This window comes from Thermosynechococcus sp. B1, assembly GCF_030322985.1.
Classification (GTDB): Bacteria; Cyanobacteriota; Cyanobacteriia; order Thermosynechococcales; family Thermosynechococcaceae; genus Thermosynechococcus.
Window position 1 is genome coordinate 248,933 of record NZ_CP096573.1, and the last position, 22,757, is coordinate 271,689.

Below are 22,757 nucleotides of genomic sequence, written 5' to 3' on the forward strand. Positions count from 1 at the left end.
TCCCTCATTCTATCGTCGCAATCTGCCTAGGGCAAGTCTAGCGAGAACGCAGGTTCCGGAAGATCGGATTGCGTTGGGTCGGGAGCTGATGCTCATGGGCAGTGCGGTATGCCCAAAAGACATAGCCGGCAATAAAGAGGTTCAACAGCACGACTAGCAGTAGCTTGGTACCACTAATGGGATGCAAGCGCGGCGTTTTTTGCCGTGTTTTTTGGGGTAGGAATTGAACGGCCATGGCTGCTCTCAGAACGCAACAGTTCCAGAGTCCACCATCATTAGTCGTTGTTCACTCTCAATTTGTCTTCTCTGGCCAATAATGGCGACGTTCCGGTTGCCCCTACTATAGATCGCTGCCCCATTCGCCACCCAGCATCTGAAATGTTTTTTAATGCCTGGTCACAAAACTACACTATCGCTCAGACGCCCCCAACATACCCCTAAAAAGCCATCCGCCCCCAAGGAAGGCCTTAGGAGCGGTCTGGTGGTTATCGTGGGTATCAACTGCTAGGAGAAGTGGCCTCCTAGGTGTGATTTCAAATCAACAGATGGAGAACAACTCTTCCCTAGAGCTGAGCTACTCCAAAACGACGACCCAAGCGCTTACTACTATCTGCCATGGGCATCACCTCCATCTCCCTGAACGGTAATTTGCAAAACAGCTGGCTTTAAGATAGCACACTCAAACGGTATTGTGGCAAGCGCTGGGCAAAATGAGCATGGCATCGCCAAAGGAATAGAAGCGGTACTGGCGATCGATGGCCTGTTGGTACAACTGAAGCAACCGTTCGCGACCAATAAAAGCACTGACGAGCATCATCAAGCTAGAGCGGGGCAGATGAAAGTTGGTAATGAAGCCCTCGACTATCTTGGGCTGATACCCCGGATAGATATAGAGATCACTCTTGCCACAAAAGGGCTGAAGGGTGCCGGATTGGGCTGCCGTTTCTAGGGAGCGAATAACGGTGGTGCCGACGGCAATAATCCGTCCTCCGGCAGCTTTGGCGGCCTGAATCCGCTCGACGGTAGCAGCCGGTACCTCAATCCATTCTTCGTGGAGATGGTGATGGCGAATATCGCTGGCCTCCACAGGACGAAAGGTGCCAATGCCCACGTGGAGCGTCAAAAAACAATGATCAATGCCGTGATAGGCCAACTTACTCAAGAGTTCGGGGGTAAAGTGCAAGCCAGCGGTTGGCGCAGCCACAGCACCGGGACGGCGAGCATAGACGGTTTGGTATTGTTCAGTATCTTCAATGGGGTTGTCAATGTAGGGAGGTAAGGGCACTTCCCCTAGGTGATCAAGATAGGACCACAGGCGATCGCCCGGCGGCAGGTCGAATTCAATCACCCGGCCTCGGGTCTCCTCATCAATGGCCTGTACCGTTGCTTGCAGTGTGCCGATTTGAATCACCGCCCCAAGGCGCAATTTTCGACCGGGCTTGACCAAGGCCAACCACTGGCGATCGCTCAATTCTTCGAGGAGAAACACCTCCACGGTGCGGCCAGAGCCGCCGATTTTTTGACCGATCAGCCGTGCCGGAATCACCCGTGTGTCATTGAGTATTAGCAAATCCCCCGGTTGCAGCAGTTGCGGTAGCTCATAGAAGTAGTGATCGGTAGCAGTGTCCCGTGCCACCACCATCAGGCGGGAATGATCGCGGGGAGAAACGGGCTGTTGGGCAATCCGTTCCGGAGGCAGGTGATAGTCGTAGGCGTCGAGGGAAAAATCGTCAGAACTCGGCATTATTGGCGTGGGGTCAACGGTGAGGGGGATGGCTCTACCACAGAGCGATTCATAGAAGTCATCACAGCCAGAAAGCCAAGGGCAGCGGTGGCAACGCCCACAGCCACCAGCAGTAGCAGCCACGCTTGGAAACGAGACCTTTGGGCTGGCGGCGGTTTAGGTTGGGGTTGAGGGGGTTCCACAATCTGGGAAACCGTCAGGTCGAGATCCGCTGGATCGGGTGGGGGGACGTAGCCCATTGTAATGTCTGTCACCTCTGGCAACTCCCCTTGACAAACAATATTGCTGTAGTCCAAGTCAATGACACCCGATGTATTCTTCACCCGACAGTGAATGAGCACCACCGTCACATTGTCATGGCCATTGAGGCGATTGGCAAGATCAATGAGTTGTTCAGCCGCAGCAGTGAGGGCAAGCTGACCTTGGAGCACAGGCAGGAGGTACTGTGGCCAGTAGGTTTCGACACGATTAAAATCACTGAGGCCGTCGGAACACAGCAAAAGAATTCCCTCTTCATCCAGCAAAAAGCGTTCTACTGTGGGGTGCAGATGCTGGGAGGGTGCCATCCCCAACGCTTGCACCAAGGAACCACCGTAGGGCAGCTCAAGGGCTTGATGGTAGGTACTCATCCCCAAGCGCACATCACGGCTGGCCACATCGTCATCGAGGGTGAGCTGGTAGCAGCCCCAGCGGTTGATCCAGTAGGCGCGGCTATCACCAATGTGGGCAAGGTAAAGATGGGCGTGTTCCATCAGGGCACCGACAACCGTGGTTCCCATGCGCTGGCGTTCGTGGCGCTGCTCTGTATCGTTGCGTTGATTGATTGCATCATTGGTGCGGCGAATAGCGGTTTGAATCGCCTGTTCAACTGTAGCAGGGGACATCTCCAGCAGCTTGAGGGGGGTTAGCGTCTCCTCCAGAATGTCAATGGCCAAACCGGAAGCGACATCGCCCCCTTCATGCCCCCCGACGCCATCACACACGAGGGCGAGCACCTGTGATTGGCTCGTGAGATCGCGCTCTGGAAAGCATTTGTCCTCATTGCGAGTCCGACTAGGTCCTTGGTCGGAGCGGCTGGCAATATCGTAGTGGTACTCATAACCGAGGTGATCGAGAGCCTGCTGAAAGAGGGTCTCTAGGGTGTCACGAATAAATTCAGGGGTGGTTTCCTGAGGATCCTGCATGTGTTGACACAGAATCGTGAAGGCCTGCTGAAAGTTTTCCCCTTGGTCGCTAAAACTGAAATGGGTTTGCCAGAATTTGCCAAGATCAGTCAAGGTGGGATTATGGCCTGCTTGCAGTTGCAGCAGCCGCACAAGGGATCCCTCGGCTCGCAAAAGCTGGGGATTGAGCAGTGTGAGAGCCACATTTTCTGCCACCAAGGCTGGCCAAAGGGAGATGATTTGCCATAACCAGTTGAGGCGGCGTACTAAATTGGCTTTCTCCCAGATGGTGGTGAGGGGAGCGGCATGGGTGAGACCGGGGGCAACTTTGGCATCGGCAATGTCAATGCAACTGACGGGGGCATGCTCAAGGAGCAACAGTTCTCCTTCAGGGAGGGAAAGGGCGCCAAATAATTCCGGGACATGGGGACGCTTGGGAAAGAGGCGCAGATAGGGACGGTAGAGCTGGGAGGTGTTGTCCACACTGGGCGCTGGCTCCCCCGGCAATAGGTCTAAGAGCAAGTGTTTGCCTTGCACTAGATAGCGATCGCCCACTAGCTCACCCACCCTGTAGGGATCCAAACCAGAACCGATCGCCCACAGATAGCGCTTCAGGAGTGGCACCTGACAGTGGCAACACTCAACTTGGTGAATAGAATTTGCAGTGCCACACTCCGGGCAAATGAGATTAGGCGCAGGTGGATTCATCGCTTCAATCCTGAGATGGCTGCCGCAGTCACAATCACCCGCAGCAGGTACGCACAACGTCTCTGATCCAGTAATTCGCTAGTCCATAGCAGCAGCGAATAGAATACATTCAATTCCCTATCCTAGCTTTTCTCCTGTAACAGCGGAATATCCCAGTGACAGCCCTTTGGCGATGGATCGAACACACTCAAAACGGTGAAAGCCCCTACAGAAGAGACTCACATCCCCTATCCCATATTTTAGACAAGGGCTTATTCAACCCTGTCAACATCCCTGATGTTGCCACGAACTATCAAGATAGAATTAGAATAACTAATTCGGGGTAAAAAGGATCACAATTAGTGATACAAACTTTTGTAAGTCTTATTTTTATTTGCCAGAACGATTAAAAACGATAGACGCAACTTTAGACATCATTTTAACAGTATATCTTGGCGAAAGAGGGGCACTATGGAGCAATTGAATTCAGGCTTAAATTTGCAAGCCTTGGTACAGGCTCAGTTAGTGACGATCGCTCCAAGGGGTTCCTTCAATGAGATTCTCCAAGGATTACAAAGCAACCAAGGATTGGGTTTAGTCGTCGAAGAGCAGGGACAGTTTCGGGGCTTGATCACCCAACGGGAAGTGATCCGTGCCCTTGGTAAGGGGTACTCGCCACAGGCGATCACGGCTGCCCAGATCATGCTGCCATCGGATTATTGCCTGCGCCTCAGTGATCTCGATGATCCCCTAGCTGTGTTAGGGCGTTTTCGCTACTTGGGCGTGGATGCCCTTGCCGTGGTCAATGAATCGGGACGGGTGGAAGGACTGCTGACTCGCCAAGCCTTTCGGGAGAGCCTGCGCCCTGTGGATCTCCTGCGAATTAAACGGGTGGCGGAGGTGATGGTACCCGATGTGGCTACCATTGCGGCGGAAGCTTCGCTACAGGAGGCCGCTGTCCTGATGACCGAACGGGGGGTCACCAGTTTAGTGGTTCCTGAGGCATCCGCCTCGGGTGTGCTGCCGCGCGGCATTATTACGGAAAAGGATATTTTTGAGGCACTGCAGGGCCAAGGGGGAGTGCTCACAGGAACCGTTGGCAGTATTATGTCCCAACCCGTGCTGACCGTGAAGCCCGATCAAAGTTTGTGGCAGGTGAATCATTTCCTCAAGGAGCACCAAGTGCGGCGGGTGGTGGTCGTGGATGAGACAGGTCAACTGGTGGGGATTGTGACCCAAAGTAATCTTTTGGCGGCCATTGATATTACGGAAGCTCAAGGGGTGATTCAGGTGCTAACCCAAGAGCTCAATAAGGCCACGGCGGAACTGCGCTGGCAACTGTCACGGCAACAGGCGATTACGGTGGCGATTACGGAGAGCGAACAGCGCTATAACACTCTGATTAGTCATTTGCCCGTTGCGATCTATCGGCGCGATCGCGATCGCCTGTGGCGGTTTAGCTATGTTAGCGATCAGATTTATCACCTCACGGGTTACTTTCCCCAAGATTTACCGGATCTGCGCCAGATTATCCCAGCGCCGGATTTGGCCTTGGCAGAACGGGATATTGAACAGGCGATTCGGCAGCAGCGTGCCTACAGTACCACCTATCGCATTCAACACCGCGATGGTTGTTTCCGCTGGTTGAGCGATCGCGGCCAGCTTGACCCCCACAGTCACATGCTCCATGGCGTTCTTTTGGATGTCTCGGAGCAACAGCGCACAGAAGAGCGGCTGAAAACTGCCCTAGAGCGGGAAATGATTGTCAGCACGATCATTCAGGATATTCGCCAGTCGATTCGCTTAGAGGAGATTTTGCAGCGGGCGGTAACCAGTATTCAACAACTGCTTTTGAGCGATCGCGTGCTGATTTACCGCTTTTTAGCCGATGGCAGTGGCGTTGTGGAAGTGGAAGCCACCACGTTGCCGCAGTATTCAATCCTAGGTCAAGTGATTCACGATCCCTGTTTTAGTAAAGAGACAGCGCAGCGGTTTCTGGAAGGACGCACTGTGACCATTAGCGATGTCAATCAAGCGCAATTACAGGATTGCTATCGTGAGCTCCTAAGTAGCTTGCAAGTTCAGGCGAATCTCGTGGTGCCACTACTTCAGGGGCAAGACTTGTGGGGACTCCTAATTGCCCACCAGTGTCGTGGCCCTCGCCTCTGGCAGCGGGAGGAGTTGTTCCTACTGCAACGGATTGCTGAACCCCTAACAGTGGCACTGCAGCAGGCGGAGATGTATGCCGCATTGGAAGCTGCCAATGCCAATCTGCAGCAGATGGTGTATATCGACAGTCTGACGGATATTGGCAATCGGCGCTGTTTTGATGAACTGTTTGCGAAGGAGTGGCGGCGCTGTCAGCGGGAGCAACAACCGTTAAGTTTAGTGATGCTGGATATTGATTGCTTCAAAGCCTACAACGATCACTACGGCCATTTGCAGGGCGATCAAATTCTCAAGCAGGTAGCGGAAATTTTAGAAAGCCATCTGCAGCGGGCAGGGGATTTGGCCACGCGCTTTGGTGGGGAAGAGTTTGCCTTGCTGCTGCCCAGTACCGACCAAAGGGGAGCTATCCATATTGTTGAGAAGATTCAGGCAGCGCTGGCGGAGGCTAATATCACCCATGCTAAAAGTACCGTTGGGCCAAGGCTAACGGCCAGCTTTGGGATTGCAACGACGCTGCCCACTCCAGAGCATGAGACAGCCATGTTGTTGCATCTGGCGGATCAGTGTCTCTACGAGGCGAAGACCCTTGGGCGCGATCGCTGGGTCGCCAAGGAACTATAGCGAAGTCAGAGGCAGATAAATACGCAACCATGCGCCGCCATAGTCGGGATGATTCGCCGCCTGCATATAGCCGCCATGGCATTCAACAATTTGGCGAGCAATGGCCAATCCCAAACCGCTACCGCTACCGACGGGGGGCATCCGCCCTTCAGAATCGGTGGGAATGACAAAGCGATGCCGCCGGGCTTGGGCCCGATAAAACCGCTCAAACACATAGGGCAAGTCCTTGGGGGGAAAGCCACTGCCGCTATCAATGACTTCGAGACACAGATAGCCCCCCTCGCGATCGCTCAGCAGCCGCGTCAGCACTTGACCACCCACAGGGCCGTATTTAATGGCGTTGTCGTAAAGATTGACCAGGAGCCGAAACAGTTGCGATTCATTGCCGCAGTAGGAAAATTGCTCTGGGCCTGTGTACTCGTGGTGAATGTTTTTAGCCGCAGCGAGGGGGGCGAGGGATTGCCACGCAGTATCAATGAGTTGGACAAGGTCAACGGGATGCCGCTCAAGGCTATCGGCGGGAGTGTGACTCAGGCGGTTTAACTCTAGGAGTTCTTGAACAAGGAGGCTGAGGCGAATAATTTCCTCAAGGAGGCGATCGACCCAATCCCGTAAGGACTCCGGTACCCGTTGTTGTAGGGTTTCAGTCACCAAGCGCAGGGAGGTCAAGGGGGTTTTCAGTTCATGGGCGACATCCGCTGCCCAGCGATCGCGCTCATCCCGCAGCCGCACCACCTCTTCGCAGTCCTCAATAAATACACCCACATGCCCCTCGCCAAGGCAGAGTCCCCGTGCCCGCAAGGGTTTGCGCTTGGTTTGCCCCGTCGGTGTGAGGTAGGCATAGAGCCATTCCTGCTCCCGCATCGTTTCCTCTTGGCGCACCTCTTCGATGAGACAGTCCAATTCATAGGAGCGCACCAATTCCAAAAAAAGGCGGCCTTCGGCATGCCCTAAACCAAGGAGCGATCGCGCCGCCTGATTACAGCCAACCACACAGTTAGCCTCATCCACTTCTAGATAGGCAATGGGGGCATATTCAAGGAGCGTTTGATATCGTGTCACTTTCTGCTGGCAGTGTTTCAACTCCTTGACTTGCTCCCTGAGTAAAGTTTGTAACCGTAGCCAAGGCGAGGATTTGAAGGGACGTGCCCCATACTGTTCAAGCAGGGTTTCTAGGTATCCCTCAACCAGCCAGCGCTGCCAAAACCAAACCATTAGCCCCAACAGCAGGCCAACCCCAAAAAAGATCAACTCCATGCCTAAGTGCCAGAATCGCCTCTATTCTAGGATTATTCCGAGTTGGTTTGCCCTGTGATGTCATCACCCCTTTTGCGTGTGGAAGCACTTACCGTTGACTTTCGCCAAGCCGATCAAACCCTACGGGCAGTGGATGGCATTTCCTTTCGCTTGGAGCGGGGTCAGACCCTTGGCATTGTCGGTGAGTCGGGGTCAGGGAAGTCGGTGACCTGTTTGGCACTTTTGCAGTTACTCCTGCCGCCGGGACAGATCAGCCACGGCGAAGCGTGGTTTCAGCCAGAGCCAGAGGGGGAGGCCATTGACTTGCTGCGCTGCACCCCCCGCCAAATGCAACAGATTCGGGGTCGCCAAATCAGTATGGTCTTCCAAGAGCCGATGAGTTCTCTCAATCCGGTCTATTCCATTGGCTTTCAACTGGCAGAGGCTATTGATCCACAGCAACGACTGCCCCAAGGGCAATGTCAACAGCGGGCGATCGCTCTCCTTGAACAGGTGCATCTTCTCAAACCGGCAGACCCCCTTGAGGAGAAAAAGCGGTTTCTCCGTCGCTATCCGCACCAACTTTCCGGGGGACAAATTCAGCGGGTCATGATTGCCATAGCCATGGCCGCTTCGCCAGCGCTTTTAATTGCCGATGAACCCACCACTGCCCTCGATGTCACTGTCCAAGCAGCGATCCTACGGCTTTTGCGGGAGTTGCAGCAGCAGTACCCTCTCTCATTGATTTTTGTCACCCATGATCTGAATCTGATTGCGGAATTGGCGGATCAGGTCGTTGTCATGTACCAAGGGCAAATTGTTGAATCGGGGACAGTTCAGCAGGTCTTTCGTCACCCCCAACATCCCTATACCAAGGGGCTACTGGCCTGTCGTCCTCGCTTGGATCAGACCTTGGCCATTTTGCCAACAGTGGCGGATTTTCTAGCGACCACTCCCCCGCGATTAGAAGTGATTTCCGCAGCGCAGCAGCAGGAACGCTTGGCGCATTTGGCGAGCCAACCCCCCTTGGTGCGGGTTGAACATCTCTGGGTCAAGTATCCCGTGGCGGGCAAGCAGCGCTTTGTCACTGCCGTCAGGGATGTCTCGTTTACGATTCGCGCCGGGGAGACCCTTGGCTTAGTGGGGGAATCGGGCTGTGGCAAAACAACACTGGGACGGACCCTCTTGCGCCTCCTAGAACCCGCACAGGGAAAAATTATCTTTGGCGATCGCGACATCAGCCATTTATCGCCTCGCCAATTGCGTCCCCTGCGGCAACGGATGCAACTCATCTTCCAAGACCCCTATAGTTCCCTAGATCCCCGCATGACCATTGGCGAGTTGGTGGCAGAACCCCTGCGGATTCACCGCCGTCATCAGTCGCAACGGCAACACCAAGAGCGGGTGGCCTATCTCCTTGAACGGGTGGGCATTGACCCCCAAGCCCAGAATCGCTATCCCCATGAATTTTCCGGGGGGCAGCGGCAGCGAATTTGTATTGCCCGTGCCTTGGCCTTGAATCCTGAGTTTGTCGTTTGTGATGAGTCAGTGTCGGCCTTGGATGTGTCGGTGCAGGCGCAAGTACTGAATTTGCTCAAAGAACTCCAGCGGGAGTTTCAACTGACCTACCTCTTTATTTCCCACGATCTCAGTGTGGTGAAATTCATGAGCGATCGCCTCATGGTTATGTACAATGGCGAAATTGTGGAAATGGGTGACGCGGAAACCGTTTACCAACAGCCACAGCACGACTATACTCGCACGCTAATTGCCGCGATTCCCCGTGGTCTTTCCCTTGAGGCAGCCTAGATGTCCCCCGCCCTTGATCTTGAGAATACCCTTGCCACCCTGCGCCCGCTTCTTTGGCAAGCCCTTGAGCAACTGCGCCAGTTTTACCGTCAGGTGCAGGATCTAGCGGTGCAGGACAAAGGCGGTGATCCTGTCACCCTTGCCGATGAAACGGTTGATTGCTTTTTGCGCCACGCCCTCCAAGCTCATTTTCCGCCGACGCAGTTTGGTTATTTAACCGAAGAGACCTACACCCTAGGGCAGCCCTTGCCCCAGCCCTACCAGTGGATCATTGACCCCCTCGATGGCACCTACGACTTTTTGCAGCAAACGGGGGAGTATGCGATTCACGTTGCCCTTGTCCATGAACATCGCCCTTGTTTAGCCGCTGTCGTCTGGCCAGAGCAGGAGGTGATCTACACTGCCATTGCCGGCGCCGGTACCTATCGAGAGACGCGCCAAGGTGCGACGCGACTGCGGGTACAACCCCCTAGGGCGGGGCAGTCGTTGCGGGTGGTGATGAGTCGGAGCCACGGCGGAGAGCGCCTACAGGCCTTTTTAAGAACCCTAGGATGCGTACAGCTAATTCCCATGGGGAGTATGGGCTGTAAAACGGCGAGTATTTGCCAAGGGGATGCAGATCTGTACGTCAATCTCACAGGGCGCAGTGCCCCGAAGGACTGGGATTTAGCGGCACCGGATTTGATCATGCAGGAGGCGGGGGGAGCCTTTACCTATGCCAATGGTGAGTTGCCCCGCTACAATCGCGCCGATGTGCAGCATTGGCCGCCCTTGGTGGTGTGTCATCCAGCTTTGAGTCGCACGGTGGGCGATCGCCTGCAAGCCTTTTTACAGGAAAATCAAGGCTATTCTGGAAAATAGGCAAGTTCAGTCGCACAGAGGATAGGCCATGGTTTTTAATTGGTTTCGACGCAAGTTTGGTGGCAGTGGTGAGGAGCCATCGCCCCCTGCAGAAACCCCAACGGCAGCGCCATCCGCAGAATCCCCGCAATCTACAACTGAATCCACTGCTTCCCCCAGCATCCTCAACTGGGCAAAAACGGCACTCCAGTCGATTCAAGCGCGACAGCAATCGGAGAGTGCCGCGACGATTGAAACCATTGAAACCGCTGAAGAAACTCAAGAAACACCGCCTGCCGATGATGCCCCCGTTCCCGTTTCTATCGAGTCTGAAAAGCCCCCTGTTGCTGAACCTGCCCCTGTCCAGCCCGTTGGGGAAGCTGAGCCCGTAGACTCCTCCCTTGTCCTTGATGAAGGCTTTTTGTGGTCGGCGGAGGTGCTTGCCGCCCAAGGCCGGCGCCCAGAGGAGGTGGATATTGAGGAAATTACTTGGTTGCAACGTCTGCGCCAAGGTCTGGGCAAAACCCGTCGTGGCCTAGTGCATCAACTGCGGGCGATCGTCGGCCAAGGCCCCTTAAGTCGGGATGCCGTCGAAGAAATTGAGATGCTGCTGTTGCAGTCGGATGTGGGGGTCAAGGCCACGGATCAGATTATTGCGGCGCTGCAAACAAAAATTCGCCAAGAAACACTCCCTGCCGATCAGGCGATCGCCTACCTGAAGGAAATTCTGCGGGACATTCTCGATCGCCCCTTTGAAGCCGGCTACCGCCGCGACTTTGCTCCGAAAAAAGGCACGCTGAATATCTGGTTGATTGCCGGTGTCAACGGCGTTGGCAAAACCACCACCATTGGTAAACTGGCCCACATTGCCACCCAGTCAGGCTATCGCTGTCTGATTGCAGCGGCAGATACCTTTCGGGCAGCCGCCACGGAGCAGGTGAAAATTTGGGGACAGCGCTCCGATGTCGAGGTGATTGCCAACCCCGGCAAAAATACCGATCCTGCTGCTGTGGTCTTTGATGCCATTGGCGCTGCCCAAGCCCGAGGCACAGAATTGCTGCTAGTGGATACCGCTGGCCGCTTGCAAAACAAGGCCAACCTGATGGAGGAACTCAAGAAAATCCGTCGCATCATTGATAAAAAAGCGGGTGATGCTCAAATTGAATCGCTACTGGTTCTCGATGCCACCCTCGGCCAAAATGGCTTGCGCCAAGCACAGGTGTTTGCAGAAGCGGCGCAACTCACTGGGGTGATCTTAACCAAGCTGGACGGGACAGCCAAAGGGGGAGTGGCCTTGGCGGTAGTGCAGGAATTGGGACTACCGATTCGCTTCATTGGTGCGGGCGAGGGCATTAAGGATCTGCGCCCCTTTTCCAGTTTTGAATTTGTCGAGGCCTTGCTCTCCAGTGAGGTGGAGGTGGCAGCATGAAGCTGGCCGATCGCCTGCGCTACTTTCAAGGCAATGTCTTTGACGCCATGGATCGGGCGAAGGCAGCGGTGGCAGCCACTGGGCAGCCGATTGTGGATCTCTCCCTCGGCTCTGCGGATTTGCCCGTCGCCGATCACATTCTTGCGGCTATTGAAGCGTCGGTGCGCGATGCCAGTACCTATGGCTATCAACTCTTTGCTAGTACGGCGGCCTTTCGACAGGCAGTGGCCACTTGGTTTGAACGCCGCTTTGGCCTCAGGGTGGATCCCGAGCGGGAAGTACTGACGCTGATTGGTTCACAGGAGGGGACGGCGCACTTGCCCCTTGCGGTGATGAATCCCCAAGAGTATGCGCTAGTGCTTGATCCGGGGTATCCCTCCCATGCGGGGGGGGTGTATCTTGCAGGGGGACAACTGTATCCCTTGCGCTTGCGGGCAGCAAATCACTTTTTGCCGGATTTAGCGGCCATTCCGCTGCCAGTGCGAGAGCAGGCAAAACTACTGATTCTCAGCTATCCCCACAATCCCACCACGGCGGTTGCGCCCTTGGACTTTTTCAAGGCAGCGGTTGAGTTTTGCGATCGCCACGGGATTTTACTGGTGCATGATTTTCCCTACATTGATCTCGTCTTTGATGCGGAGCGGGCACCCTCGATCTTTGAAGTGGATCGCGATCGCCAAGTGGGCATTGAATTCTATAGCCTGTCTAAGTCCTACAACATGGGTGGGTTTCGCATTGGCTTTGCCATTGGCCGTGCCGACATCATTGCTGCCCTGCGCCAAATTAAATCGGTGATTGATTTCAACCAATACGCTGGCATCCTGCGGGGTGCCATTGCCGCCCTCACGGGAGATCAAACCTGTGTCCAGCAAACGCGGCAGATCTTTCGCCAGCGCCGTGATACCTTTGTCCAAGCCCTCGGCGATCATGGCTGGCCAGTGCCCCTCCCGCCAGCAACGATGTATGTGTGGGCGCAACTGCCGGAACCTTGGCACGGGGATTCCCTTGGCTTTTGTCAAGCTCTTGTCAAGGCAACTGGGATTGCCGCAGCTCCCGGATCGGGTTTTGGGGAAGGGGGAGAGGGTTATGTGCGCTTTGCCCTCGTGCGCGATCGCCCCTGTTTAGAAGTGGCGGCTGCCCAAATTGCCGAATTTAGCCAAACGGTCGTTCAGGTGTCGGGCGCTAATCGCCCATGATCCATGCCAAGAGTAGGATCAGGCCGCCCCAAAGGACAATTGCAGGAATATGAATGGAGCGCAACACCTCTAGGGGAGTTAAAACTAGCACCTCCGTAAAGAGATGGGTGACCGTACAAAGAAGAATGAGCAAAATGATAAAGAACATGGCAACTCGCTCTAGACATTGCCATAGATAGGAATCACGGCACCACTGATGGCAGCCGCTCCCTCAGAAATGAGATAGGCAATTAGATCACCGATCGCCCGAGGACTCACCCAATTGACCGCTTGCGCTTCACCCATCGCTGCCCGATTGGCAGGAGTATCGATAATGCTGGGGAGAATCACATTGGCAGTGATATTTTTGCCTTTGGTTTCAGCGGCGATCGCCCGCGTGAAGGCCATGACTGCGGCTTTAGCAGCACAATAGGCAGCCAGTTCAGCCGCTGGTTCAACTGCACCCCGTGAGCCAATGGTGACAATGCGCCCATATTGCTGGGCCTGCATACGTTTGAGGGCGTGCTTACAAACCAAGAAGGTGGTCTCGACATTGAGGCGAAAACTCTGCTGCCAATCGCTGAGGGCAAATTGTGCCGTTGCCCCCCTACTAAAGCCCCCCACGAGGTGAACCACGGCATCCAATTGCGGCATGCGACTGACCAGCGCAGCCACCTCACTTTCATTGTTCAAGTCGGCGGGTACAAACCGCACATTGGCCAATTCAGCCGCAGCCAGTTGTTTCTCTAGGGCTTCACGAGCCGCTGCATCAATATAGGGAATTGTCAGCGTATAGCCTTGACTGAGAAGAACTGGCACTACCCCTTGACCGAGTCCGCCTGTGCCCCCTGTCACTAAAACCGCGCGATGGGCAAATCCCCTCATGGTTCGTTCCTCGGTGTCAGTTGTCGTGCTCTATAGAAGGTTTGCAAACTGTGGCGATCGCCAACGAATCGCCAGTGCCAAGGCTCATAGCTCACCCCCTGCGGGTTATGACGGGGAAAGGACAGTTCAAAACTAAAACGCGCTGCATTTTTTTCCAGCCAGCGAAAGGCGGGGGTGTCCTCAAAAGCCTCACTGAGATGGGTGTCTGGCCGGGCGCCATCGCCAATGTCAATGGCATAGCCCGTATGGTGTTCGCTATAGCCGGGGGGCGCACTCACCAATGCCCGCTCACTTGCCCGTTGTGCCCGCTGCTCCTTGACCTCAAAAAAGAGATAATCCTGATCCTGCTTGGAGCGAAAACCCGATAGGGGCACCAATACCACTCCTTCCTGCTGCGCTGCTGCCACCATGGCACGAAACCGCTCTGCTGCGGCTCGCCGTAACTTAATTTGGCCATCGGCACTCACTGGTTCAAGCTCTGATAGGGGAGCCTCTTCATAGGGCAGATGTCCCAGCAGATTTTCCGTTGGCGTTAGCGTTGGCTCCGTTTCCGTAGCCGTTGGTGATTCCGTGGCACGATTGAGGAACCACACAGCTCCCACGCCCATTAGCCCCACAAGGACAAGGGCGATCGCCCACCCCCCTCGCCGAGGTGCCGCTTTGCCCTGAGTGATTGGTTGTAGCCGCTCCGCAACAGGAATATCTTGATCCATGACGCAGTCCCGTGCCTTTTTATGAGAATAGACGATTTTTCCTAGGGCTGGGCATAGAGTTGCCAGTAGTTCCAGTAGTTCTCCAAGACACTCTTGACATAGCCATAGGTCTCAGGAAAGGGAATCGATTCCACAAAGCGATCGCTATCGCCAATATCGAACCGCTCTAACCACTGACTGACATTGCCAGGACCTGCATTGTAACTGGCCAAGGCTAAGAGCGTGTTTTGATTGTACTGATTGTGGGTGTAGTCAACGTACCATGTGCCCAAGCGGATATTGTCCTCTGGATCCACAAGGGAATAGCTCTCTAGGTTCAACTTTTCGGCAATCCAAGCAGCCGTCTCTGGCATCAACTGCATCAACCCCGTTGCCCCCACCACTGAGCGGATCTCCTTTTCAAAGCGAGATTCTTGGCGAATCAAGGCCATCACCAATAGAGGATTTAAGTTGCGTGCCAAAGACCACTTTTCCACTAATTCCCAGTAGGGCAGGGGGTAAAGGGCATACCAGAAGCGGACATCGCGGCGAATAGGCGCAAAGAACGTTGCCACCTCGGGTTCACTGGCGGCCCGCGTAAACAAGTTTTGCAGCATAAAGATGCCATCGAGGTATTCTCCGACGCCAAGGCGAATCAGGCCATCAGTGAGTTGTTCTGCCGCTGTCGGCGTCACCCGATTTTGGAACTCCCACTGCCAGCGCTGCCAAGCCTCCTGAGATTGCCGCAGCAGGTACAGTTCACGTAGGGTGGCACTCCCTGTGGCCAAGGGGAGGAGGGTCTTGCGATCGCTCGCTACCGAGGGTCGCTGTTGTCGCAGCGTTGTAAAGGTGCCCACGGGTTTCTTGAGCAGACTGGCGGCTCGCCAAGCATAGTAGGTGTGGGGATAGCGCTCGATGACCAGTTGCCAAGTTTGGCGTTGCCCTTGGGGTTGTCCTGCTTCCCCTTGCCATTTTCCTTGCCAAAAGGCGGCTCGCGGTGCCAGCTCACTCTCAGGGTTCAATTTGAGAATTTCGCTAACCCACTGTTGTGCCTGAGACCACTGCCGTTTTTGGGCAGCCCCTTGGGCCAGTTGCCAGCGCAGTTCCGCTGCGGCGCTGCTTTGGGGATAGGTCTTGAAGAGTTGTTGTTGGCTCTGTTGTGCCCCCTTGGTATTGCCTAGTTCCTGATAAGCTTGGTACTGTGCCAGAAGGGCATCGGCAGCGATCGCGGGTGCTTGATTTTGCCTCGCTAACTGAAGACACTTGGCCAGCAAAGGGAGACGCTCCGCCGGCATTTTGGCTAAACGGGCAAGGCGCAGTTGGGCAAGGGCTGCTTCTGAACTTTGGGGAAAGCGGTTGATCAGGGCTTGATAGGCGGCGATCGCCCCAGAGGTGTCCTCACTCAATTGACGTCCCCGGCCCACCCGATAGAGATTCAAGGGGGTTGGTGGTGCCTTGGCATAGGCCGCTGCTGCCGGAGCATACTGCATTTTCTCCCAATAGCCAAAGGCGATCGCTTCCCAATCGGCGGGCGTCAGTTGATCGGCGTAGCGCTGCCGCAAAATTTCAAGGTAGGTGCCGTATTCCTTAAGAAAGAGGCCGTGGCGTGCCACCAACTTCAGGTAGGGCACTTGATCGGGATTTTTCTCTAACTGTTGCGCCACATAGTTGACAACGGCAGGATGCTGTGGAAAGCGTTCGATCGCCTTTTGCGGTTGATTGAGGCTCAGGAGTGCCACTGCCGCTTCAGGTTCACTGCCATACTCCCGCAGCAACTGTTCCCACGTTTCCTTGGCCCTGCGGTTGTCCCCCTGTTGGCGATAGGCCTCCGCTCGCAGCAGGAGAATGGGTGCGGCCATGGGACGGTAAGTCTGCTCAAGATCTTGGAGCCACTGCAGGGCAGCTTGGGGTTGCTGTTGACTCAGGCTTTCTACGGCCAAAAGATAGCGGGCGCGATCGCGCTTGAGGGGATCCGCAGACTCTGCCCATTGCTTTAACTCTTGCGGACTTTGGGGCGGCGCTTCAACAGTCAGCGTGTAAAGGGGCGAAGGCGATCGCCAATGGTACCAACTGAACAGCCCACCGCCAACAATCAGTGCCGCCAACAACAGCGACACCAGCCAAGGCCGTATGCCTCGCCGCTGCTTTCGTTTTGGGAGTGATTTAACCATAATTTGCAATTCCAGCCAGCAACCCCGCTCTCCAATCTCCACAGTAAACTAGGGAGTACAACCCCATTCTTATTAAGTATGTGGTGGTCTTGGATGCAGCAGTGGCAACTGGGTGCTACCGAGGGGCGATCGCGCTTCAGGAAATCGCATTAACGACCTCACCCCCACATCGCCCTCCGCTGTGGCAATCTATGAAAAGATGAACCAATAATTGTGAACACCAATGCCCCCTATGCCACGAATGGTCTGGATTGTGATTAGCTGCAATTGCCTGATTGCGCTGATTGCATTATGGTCGGCGTGGCAGTTGGTCAAGCTGCGCCAGATTCTGCGGGGGGTGTCCCGTGCGCTCCTAGATGCGGAGCGGAGTACCCACGGGGTTTTAGGCGGTGCCCCTGAGGTGATTATCATTGGCCAGCGGGGGGTGGCCGGCTTGCGATCGCAATTGCCCAAATGGCGGCGACAACAGCGCAATCTCCGTCTGTTTTTAACCTTGATAAGCTGGATAGGGCGATATGGTGTCCGCCTGCAAAGGAGAAAGCGATGAGTCAGCAACAGGGTGGCGGTGGTGCTTTTTGGGGGGGGCTGCTCCTAGGGAGCGCGATCGGGACAGTCGTGGGGCTGCTGATGGCTCCCCGCTCTGGCAAGGAAACCCGACAACTCCTGCGCAAATCCGCTGATGCCCTGCCCGAACTGCTCGAAGACATTACTGCGAGTTTTGAGCAACATCGCGATCGCCTCTCAGAAACCACCCAAGAACGCTGGCAAGCCACCTTAGAACGGCTCAAGGAAGCGATCGCCGTCGGTATCGAAGTCACCCAGCAGCAGCGGCAAACCTTTCGGCGCGAAGCCAATGGCATGGCCTTGAGTGACCCTGATGAAGAGGATGCTGTCAATCAATAGCCTGCGGTGGGTCATGAGCCAAGAAATTATGAGCCAAGATAATGAGGAGTTATCCCTTTATCAAACAATCTCGACCAAGGGAGAACCCACCGAGATTTTCCAAACAAAACGTAATACAATCTTGCCATCACGTTTTTTGGTAACAGCACTGTTACAACCAACAGGATTCAAAGAAGGGGTACACCATCGTGGGAGTATTTAGTCGCCTATCACGAGACATCGGCATTGACTTGGGCACAGCCAACACCCTAGTTTACGTGTCTGGGCGGGGTGTGGTTTTAGAGGAACCCTCCGTTGTTGCTATTGACCAAAATACCAAACAACCCCTTGCCGTTGGTGTTGAAGCAAAGCGAATGCTGGGGCGGACACCGGGCAATGTGGTGGCCGTGCGTCCCCTGCGGGATGGTGTGATTGCTGATTTTGAACGTGCGGAACTGATGCTCAAGCACTTTATGCGCCAAGTGCACGGCGGTAAGAATTTGTTTGCCCCCCGTGTGGTGATTGGGATTCCTAGTGGCGTGACCGGTGTCGAACGCCGTGCCATTGAGGATGCTGCGCGGGGTGCTGGGGCACGGGAAGTGTATTTGATTGATGAACCCGTCGCCGCCGCCTTTGGTGCGGGTTTACCCGTGGAAGAACCGACGGGCAACATGATTGTGGACATTGGCGGTGGCACGACCGAAGTGGCGGTTCTCAGTTTGCAGGGCACCGTTTTGAGTGAATCCGTCCGCGTTGCTGGCGATGAAATTTCTGAGGCGATCGTCCAGTATTTGAAAAAAGTACACAACCTGATCATTGGTGAACGCACGGCTGAGGAGATCAAGATTCGCATTGGCTCTGCCTACCCCAATGACAGCTATGACTCCGAATCCATGGAAGTGCGGGGGCTGCACCAACTCTCTGGCCTACCACGCACAGTCGTGGTCAAAGCAGAAGAGATTCGCGAAAGCATGGCTGAACCCCTCTCGGCGATTATTGAAGCCATTAAACGCACCCTTGAGCGGACGCCTCCGGAACTGGCCGCAGACATTGTCGATCGCGGGATTATGCTGGCTGGCGGCGGTGCCCTGCTACGGGGTCTCGATACCCTGATTAGCCATGAAACGGGCATTGTTGTTCACGTGGCAGCGGATCCCCTGCGGTGTGTGGTCATGGGTACCGGTCGGGTACTGGAAAACTTCAAAGACCTCGCCCGTGTCTTTTCCACACAACCAGCAGTGATTGGTTAAGGATGAGCAGCTATGGCTTTTCTGCTGCGCTGGTGGGGACGATATGCCGGCGGCCTAGTCCTTGTTGCTTTGGTACTCACAAGTGCTTGGATTTTGCGCGAGACCAATGGGGCAGCGATTCGCGAGCTGTACCGCCTTCTTAGTTTGCCCTTTCAAGGCGCAGTGGAGGATCAGCAAGCTCTGATTCAAGCCCGCACATGGCAACTGGAGCAGCAACTGGCCGCCGTCCAAGCGGAAAACCGGCGGTTGCGGCAAATGCTGAATGCACCGATGCTGCCTAATTTGAATGGCCGCGTTGTGCCGGTGATTGGTCGCAGTTCCGATCAGTGGTGGCGATCGCTCCTCTTGGGGGAAGGCAGTCGTCAGGGTCTCACCATTGGTTCAGTCGTGGTGGGCAACGGGGGCCTTGTGGGGCGCATTACAAGCATTACTCCCAATACCAGTCGGGTAATGTTGCTCACGGATCCCGCCAGTCGAGTGGGGGTTGTGGTGGGTCGGACGCGGCAGATGGGGATTCTGCGGGGACAACTCAACCAGCAGGTGATTGTCGAGTTTTTAGAGAAAGACCCGAAGGTGCAGCCCAGGGATGTCCTCTATACCTCAGCCCTGAGTAGTCTCTATCCGGCAGGCATTCCCATTGGTGAGGTGCAATCGGTGGAACTGAGCGATCCCACCCGCCCCCATGCCACTGTTATTCTGGGCGCACCGATTGATCGCCTTGAGTGGGTCACCGTCATTCCCTATGCTGAACCGACAGACACGTTTACACCGAACTAGCCTCAACGGGCTGATTACCATTGGCTCTGTGGGACTTTGTGCCCTGCTGAGCTTTATTCACTTACCCAACCTGCATCTATTGGTGCCAGACTGGTTTTTAATCTGGGTGGTGGTGTGGAGTGTCAAGCGATCGTGGGGGCAAGGGATACTGGCGGGTATTGCCCTCGGTTGGATTCAAGATGGCTTGGTCAGTGCTCATCCTAGCCACGCAGTCAGCTTAGCTTTGGTGGGGGGGTTGACCGCCCTGATGCAAAAGCAGCGCTTTGTTTCTGAGGATTTTATTTCGGTTGCCCTGATTACTTTTGCAATGGCCATCCTGCAACAAACGGTCATCGCAATCCAAATGAGCCTTGGCAGTGGCTTTCCCCTCGAGGAGATTTGGCAGCACCATCGGCAAGTCGCGCTTAGTTCAGCCATTATGAGTAGTCTTTGGGCACCCTTGCTCTATGCCCCCTTGAATCGCTGGTGGACGTGGTTGCGACAGCAGGAGTAGATTGCCAAAAAATGCAGGAGCCTCTGTGCCCCTGCACTGGAATCGTTAATTTTAACTCTTCGTCAATCGTCTAGCACTATGGGCGCAGTTTCCCGAGCATGCTCATAATGCCATCTTGTTTCTTGAGCATTTGGTTGAGCTTGCGCAAATCAAGGTTGATGGTTTCAGCAGGATAGTTTTTCAAAAACGACATCATGCTCAACCCTTCCGGAGAAGCAGCGGCAGTGAGCATGGCACCACGGAGAGCCACTTCACCGGCTTTATCGCGGCGAATCGTGACCTGAGAAAATTGTTTGAGTAAATCTTTGCCAATGGGGCTACCCAAAATTTTATCGGTTTGCACAACATTGAAGGGCAGCCGCATACCCAAGAATTCAAGGAGCTTGGCTTGGTCTTCTTTGGGAACGAACCGCATCAATGCTCGCAATTCTCCCGTGGCTTCTTGGGTGGACACAAATTCCTCTAGCTCCGACATTGGGAAGGAGCGCTGAAAAGGACCATAGGTGAGGGAGACAAAGTTAGCTGCTTTGGCAGGGGTGGTGAAAAGGGCACCCACGGGTAGTGCCAGAGCCAGTAACCAAGGCGAAAGACGCTTCAGCATAGGGGATCGACTCCAAAATCACTTCAGTACAAACGTCGGATTGCACCGCTAGCAGTATAGCAGCGAAAATAGAGCTTGCTGGCTCTCCTTAACTTATCCCTAACGTTTAGTAGGCTTAGACGTAAATTGATGAGCGTTTGGCAGCAGGGTGCCACCATTGAGCTAACAATTGACTCCTTGAGCCACACGGGGGAGGGGGTAGGACGCTGGCAGGATCGGGTGGTCTTTGTGGCGGATACAGTTCCGGGCGATCGCCTGCGGGTGCGACTGACCCATGTCAAGCGGCAATATGCCCACGGCAAGGTCTTGGAGGTGGTGCAGCCCTCAGAACAGCGGGTGCGGCCAAGCTGTATTGTCGCTGATAAGTGTGGCGGCTGTCAGTGGCAGCGGGTGGCCTATGGGGCGCAATTGGCGGCCAAAGAACAACTGGTGAAGGACGCGATCGCCCGCATTGCTCATCTAGAGCCGCAAACCTTTCTGCCCATTATGGCTGCCCCTAACCCCTTTGGCTACCGCAATAAAGTAACCTATCCCCTCGGTCGCCGCCATGGTACCGTGGTTGCGGGCTATTACCAAAAAGGCTCCCATCACCTAGTGAACCTGAATCAATGTCCCGTGCAAGATCCGCGCCTCAATCCGCTCTTGGCTGCCCTGAAGCAAGCGTTACAACCTTGGCCGATATACAACGAGCAGACCCATGAACCGGGGTTGCGCCACTTGGGCTTGCGCATTGGTCAGCGTACCGGGGAGCAGCTCATTACCCTCGTGCTCGCGGGGGCATTACCCGCTGGCTTGCAGGCAGAGACAGAAGGTTGGTTACAGCAGTTTCAAGGGGTGGTGGGGGTCTGTGTCAACTTCAATCATCAAGTGGGCAATCGCATCTTTGGTGACGAGACGCAGGTATTGGCGGGGCGATCGTACCTTTGGGAAGAGATGGCAGGGGTGAGGTTTCAGATTGCCTCGACCACCTTTTTTCAAGTCAACACGGCGCAAGCGGAGCAACTGGTTAGCACCCTGCGAGAGTGGATTGCCCCAACGGGTCACGAACGACTGCTGGATCTCTACTGTGGAGTCGGGACACTGAGCCTACCCCTTGCCGGCGCTGTCGCTGAAGTGATTGGTGTGGAAGTGCATCCTGCCTCGGTACAACAGGCGATCGCCAACGCCCAGCACAATGGTATTCACAATGCTCACTTTCTCTGCGCCAGAGCAGAAGAGTGGCTACCCCAGTCCGATCAGGCCGTGGATGTGCTAATTCTTGATCCACCGCGCAAAGGGTGCGATCGCCCCCTTCTTGAGGCGATTCTCCGCCACCGTCCGCCGCGCATTCTCTATGTCAGTTGTCACCCTGCCACCTTGGCACGGGATTTGGCTCACCTCTGCGCTACCGGTGCCTATCAACTAACCAAAATTCAGCCCCTCGATATGTTTCCGCAAACAGCCCATGTAGAAACGGTTGCTTTACTGACTACTTCCTAGGGCAGGATTCTCCCCAGTGGGTTGGATGGGCTCTACGCGAAATATTTTGGCAAACATCTTGCTAACGTAGGCTTGGCCATAGACTACGCTGGTCTTAGGTGTTGGCGAAGTGCTTGTCTCTGGTGGCGCGGCGGCTGGACTTTCCTGATGGCTAGAGGGAGAGGCTGTAGACTCCTGCTGCTCTGGCGGGGCATTCTCTGCAGTATCGGCAGTTGTTGATGGCTCTTGCCAAGGATCCTCAGAGGAAACGGCACTCTCTTGGGGGGGACTCGTTTCTGCGGGGGGCTGCCAACGGCGACTACTATCACCAAGAAGCGAACCAGCGGCCACCACAGCACCAGCCGGAATCGTTGTTTGCATCACGGTGGTACTGGCGCCAATACAGGCATGGGGTTCAACGGTCACTGCCCCAATCAGCAGCACGCCCGCGCCAATGTTGACCCCTTCGCCAATTTCAATGGTGCCGCCGTGGGCATGAATGACGCTGCCCATACCAATACAGACACCTGCGGCAATGCGAATTGAAGCCCCTGCTTCTGCCCAAAGCAACACCCCAAGTGCCAAAACGGCTTGGGGATCCACCACCACATCACCAACAATGCGAACCGCAGGTGAAGGGGGCAGGGCTAAAGGCGGCAGGGGCATTGGGGCACC

The 22,757-nt window shown here is 55.1% G+C and carries 22 protein-coding genes; 12 read left to right on the forward strand and 10 right to left on the reverse strand.

Annotated features, from left to right (window positions below):
- Positions 1-37: 37 nt before the first annotated feature.
- The 3 genes from M0644_RS01210 to M0644_RS01220 all read right to left on the reverse strand — a co-directional run bounded on the left by M0644_RS01210 (position 38) and on the right by M0644_RS01220 (position 3,615).
- Positions 38-235 (reverse strand): hypothetical protein, encoded by a 198-nt coding sequence (locus M0644_RS01210; protein ID WP_149817414.1) that lies wholly within the window; start codon positions 233-235, stop codon positions 38-40.
- Positions 236-679: 444 nt separating this feature from the next.
- Positions 680-1,744, reverse strand: a complete 1,065-nt coding sequence (gene queA / locus M0644_RS01215; RefSeq protein ID WP_286626241.1) for a tRNA preQ1(34) S-adenosylmethionine ribosyltransferase-isomerase QueA — start codon at positions 1,742-1,744, stop codon at positions 680-682.
- Positions 1,744-3,615, reverse strand: a complete 1,872-nt coding sequence (locus M0644_RS01220) for a PP2C family serine/threonine-protein phosphatase (protein ID WP_286626242.1) — start codon at positions 3,613-3,615, stop codon at positions 1,744-1,746. The genes queA and M0644_RS01220 overlap by 1 nt, the downstream gene beginning before the upstream one ends.
- 450 nt (positions 3,616-4,065) lie before the next feature.
- Here M0644_RS01220 and M0644_RS01225 point away from each other — a divergent pair, with 450 nt between their 5' ends.
- Positions 4,066-6,384, forward strand: a complete 2,319-nt coding sequence (locus tag M0644_RS01225) for a diguanylate cyclase domain-containing protein (protein ID WP_286626243.1) — start codon at positions 4,066-4,068, stop codon at positions 6,382-6,384.
- On the opposite strand, the gene M0644_RS01230 is transcribed toward M0644_RS01225, so the two are convergent.
- Positions 6,379-7,641: a PAS domain-containing sensor histidine kinase gene (locus M0644_RS01230; RefSeq protein ID WP_286626245.1), complete on the reverse strand. Its 1,263-nt coding sequence runs from the start codon at positions 7,639-7,641 to the stop codon at positions 6,379-6,381. The genes M0644_RS01225 and M0644_RS01230 overlap by 6 nt on opposite strands.
- A 57-nt stretch (positions 7,642-7,698) precedes the next feature.
- On the opposite strand from M0644_RS01230, the gene M0644_RS01235 reads away from it, so the two are divergent.
- From M0644_RS01235 to M0644_RS01250, 4 genes are read left to right on the forward strand one after another with little or no spacing between them, the layout of a single operon-like run.
- Positions 7,699-9,429: an ABC transporter ATP-binding protein gene (locus M0644_RS01235; RefSeq protein WP_286626247.1), complete on the forward strand. Its 1,731-nt coding sequence runs from the start codon at positions 7,699-7,701 to the stop codon at positions 9,427-9,429.
- Entirely contained in the window at positions 9,430-10,290 is an 861-nt protein-coding gene (locus M0644_RS01240; RefSeq protein WP_286626248.1) for a 3'(2'),5'-bisphosphate nucleotidase CysQ, read from the forward strand. It begins immediately after the preceding gene.
- 28 nt (positions 10,291-10,318) lie between these two features.
- On the forward strand, positions 10,319-11,698 hold the full coding sequence (ftsY, locus tag M0644_RS01245) for a signal recognition particle-docking protein FtsY (RefSeq protein ID WP_286626250.1): 1,380 nt from the start codon (positions 10,319-10,321) through the stop codon (positions 11,696-11,698).
- Positions 11,695-12,894, forward strand: a complete 1,200-nt coding sequence (locus M0644_RS01250) for an LL-diaminopimelate aminotransferase (RefSeq protein WP_286626252.1) — start codon at positions 11,695-11,697, stop codon at positions 12,892-12,894. The genes ftsY and M0644_RS01250 overlap by 4 nt, the downstream gene beginning before the upstream one ends.
- On the opposite strand, the gene M0644_RS01255 is transcribed toward M0644_RS01250, so the two are convergent.
- From M0644_RS01255 to M0644_RS01270, 4 genes are read right to left on the reverse strand one after another with little or no spacing between them, the layout of a single operon-like run.
- Positions 12,881-13,042: a hypothetical protein gene (locus M0644_RS01255; RefSeq protein WP_190278145.1), complete on the reverse strand. Its 162-nt coding sequence runs from the start codon at positions 13,040-13,042 to the stop codon at positions 12,881-12,883. The two genes, M0644_RS01250 and M0644_RS01255, sit on opposite strands and share 14 nt — an antisense overlap.
- 11 nt (positions 13,043-13,053) lie before the next feature.
- The gene (fabG, locus tag M0644_RS01260; protein ID WP_286626254.1) at positions 13,054-13,758 is read right to left on the reverse strand and encodes a 3-oxoacyl-ACP reductase FabG; all 705 of its coding nucleotides are present in this window, start codon (positions 13,756-13,758) and stop codon (positions 13,054-13,056) included.
- Positions 13,755-14,471 (reverse strand): D-alanyl-D-alanine carboxypeptidase family protein, encoded by a 717-nt coding sequence (locus M0644_RS01265; RefSeq protein ID WP_286626256.1) that lies wholly within the window; start codon positions 14,469-14,471, stop codon positions 13,755-13,757. Before M0644_RS01265 ends, fabG begins: the two co-directional genes overlap by 4 nt.
- Positions 14,472-14,512: 41 nt before the next feature.
- Positions 14,513-16,621, reverse strand: coding sequence for a transglycosylase SLT domain-containing protein (locus M0644_RS01270; protein ID WP_286626258.1), 2,109 nt, complete (start codon positions 16,619-16,621; stop codon positions 14,513-14,515).
- 232 nt (positions 16,622-16,853) lie between these two features.
- Between M0644_RS01270 and M0644_RS01275 the strand changes: the two genes are divergently transcribed.
- Genes M0644_RS01275 through mreD form a run of 6 tightly spaced genes read left to right on the forward strand, consistent with a single transcriptional unit; the run spans position 16,854 to position 20,023 of the window.
- Positions 16,854-17,168 carry a hypothetical protein gene (locus M0644_RS01275; RefSeq protein ID WP_286626259.1) on the forward strand — a complete coding sequence of 105 codons (315 nt, stop codon included), beginning with the start codon at positions 16,854-16,856 and terminating at the stop codon, positions 17,166-17,168.
- Complete coding sequence (locus M0644_RS01280; RefSeq protein WP_190278147.1) at positions 17,165-17,524, forward strand: YtxH domain-containing protein; 360 nt, start codon at positions 17,165-17,167, stop codon at positions 17,522-17,524. The genes M0644_RS01275 and M0644_RS01280 overlap by 4 nt, the downstream gene beginning before the upstream one ends.
- A 13-nt stretch (positions 17,525-17,537) precedes the next feature.
- On the forward strand, positions 17,538-17,726 hold the full coding sequence (locus M0644_RS01285; protein ID WP_286626260.1) for a hypothetical protein: 189 nt from the start codon (positions 17,538-17,540) through the stop codon (positions 17,724-17,726).
- On the forward strand, positions 17,713-18,753 hold the full coding sequence (locus M0644_RS01290) for a rod shape-determining protein (RefSeq protein WP_149817440.1): 1,041 nt from the start codon (positions 17,713-17,715) through the stop codon (positions 18,751-18,753). Before M0644_RS01285 ends, M0644_RS01290 begins: the two co-directional genes overlap by 14 nt.
- 12 nt (positions 18,754-18,765) lie before the next feature.
- Complete coding sequence (gene mreC, locus M0644_RS01295) at positions 18,766-19,530, forward strand: rod shape-determining protein MreC (protein ID WP_286626261.1); 765 nt, start codon at positions 18,766-18,768, stop codon at positions 19,528-19,530.
- Entirely contained in the window at positions 19,496-20,023 is a 528-nt protein-coding gene (gene mreD, locus M0644_RS01300) for a rod shape-determining protein MreD (RefSeq protein ID WP_286626262.1), read from the forward strand. The genes mreC and mreD overlap by 35 nt, the downstream gene beginning before the upstream one ends.
- 76 nt (positions 20,024-20,099) lie before the next feature.
- Here the strand turns inward: mreD and M0644_RS01305 are convergent, their stop codons facing one another.
- Positions 20,100-20,624, reverse strand: a complete 525-nt coding sequence (locus M0644_RS01305; RefSeq protein ID WP_286626263.1) for an alpha/beta hydrolase — start codon at positions 20,622-20,624, stop codon at positions 20,100-20,102.
- Between the two features lie 129 nt (positions 20,625-20,753).
- On the opposite strand from M0644_RS01305, the gene rlmD reads away from it, so the two are divergent.
- A complete protein-coding gene (gene rlmD / locus M0644_RS01310; protein WP_286626264.1) occupies positions 20,754-22,103 on the forward strand; it encodes a 23S rRNA (uracil(1939)-C(5))-methyltransferase RlmD in 1,350 nt (449 codons plus the stop codon).
- Here the strand turns inward: rlmD and M0644_RS01315 are convergent.
- Positions 22,086-22,748 carry a hypothetical protein gene (locus tag M0644_RS01315; RefSeq protein WP_286626265.1) on the reverse strand — a complete coding sequence of 221 codons (663 nt, stop codon included), beginning with the start codon at positions 22,746-22,748 and terminating at the stop codon, positions 22,086-22,088. The genes rlmD and M0644_RS01315 overlap by 18 nt on opposite strands.
- Between the last annotated feature and the right edge of the window lie 9 nt (positions 22,749-22,757).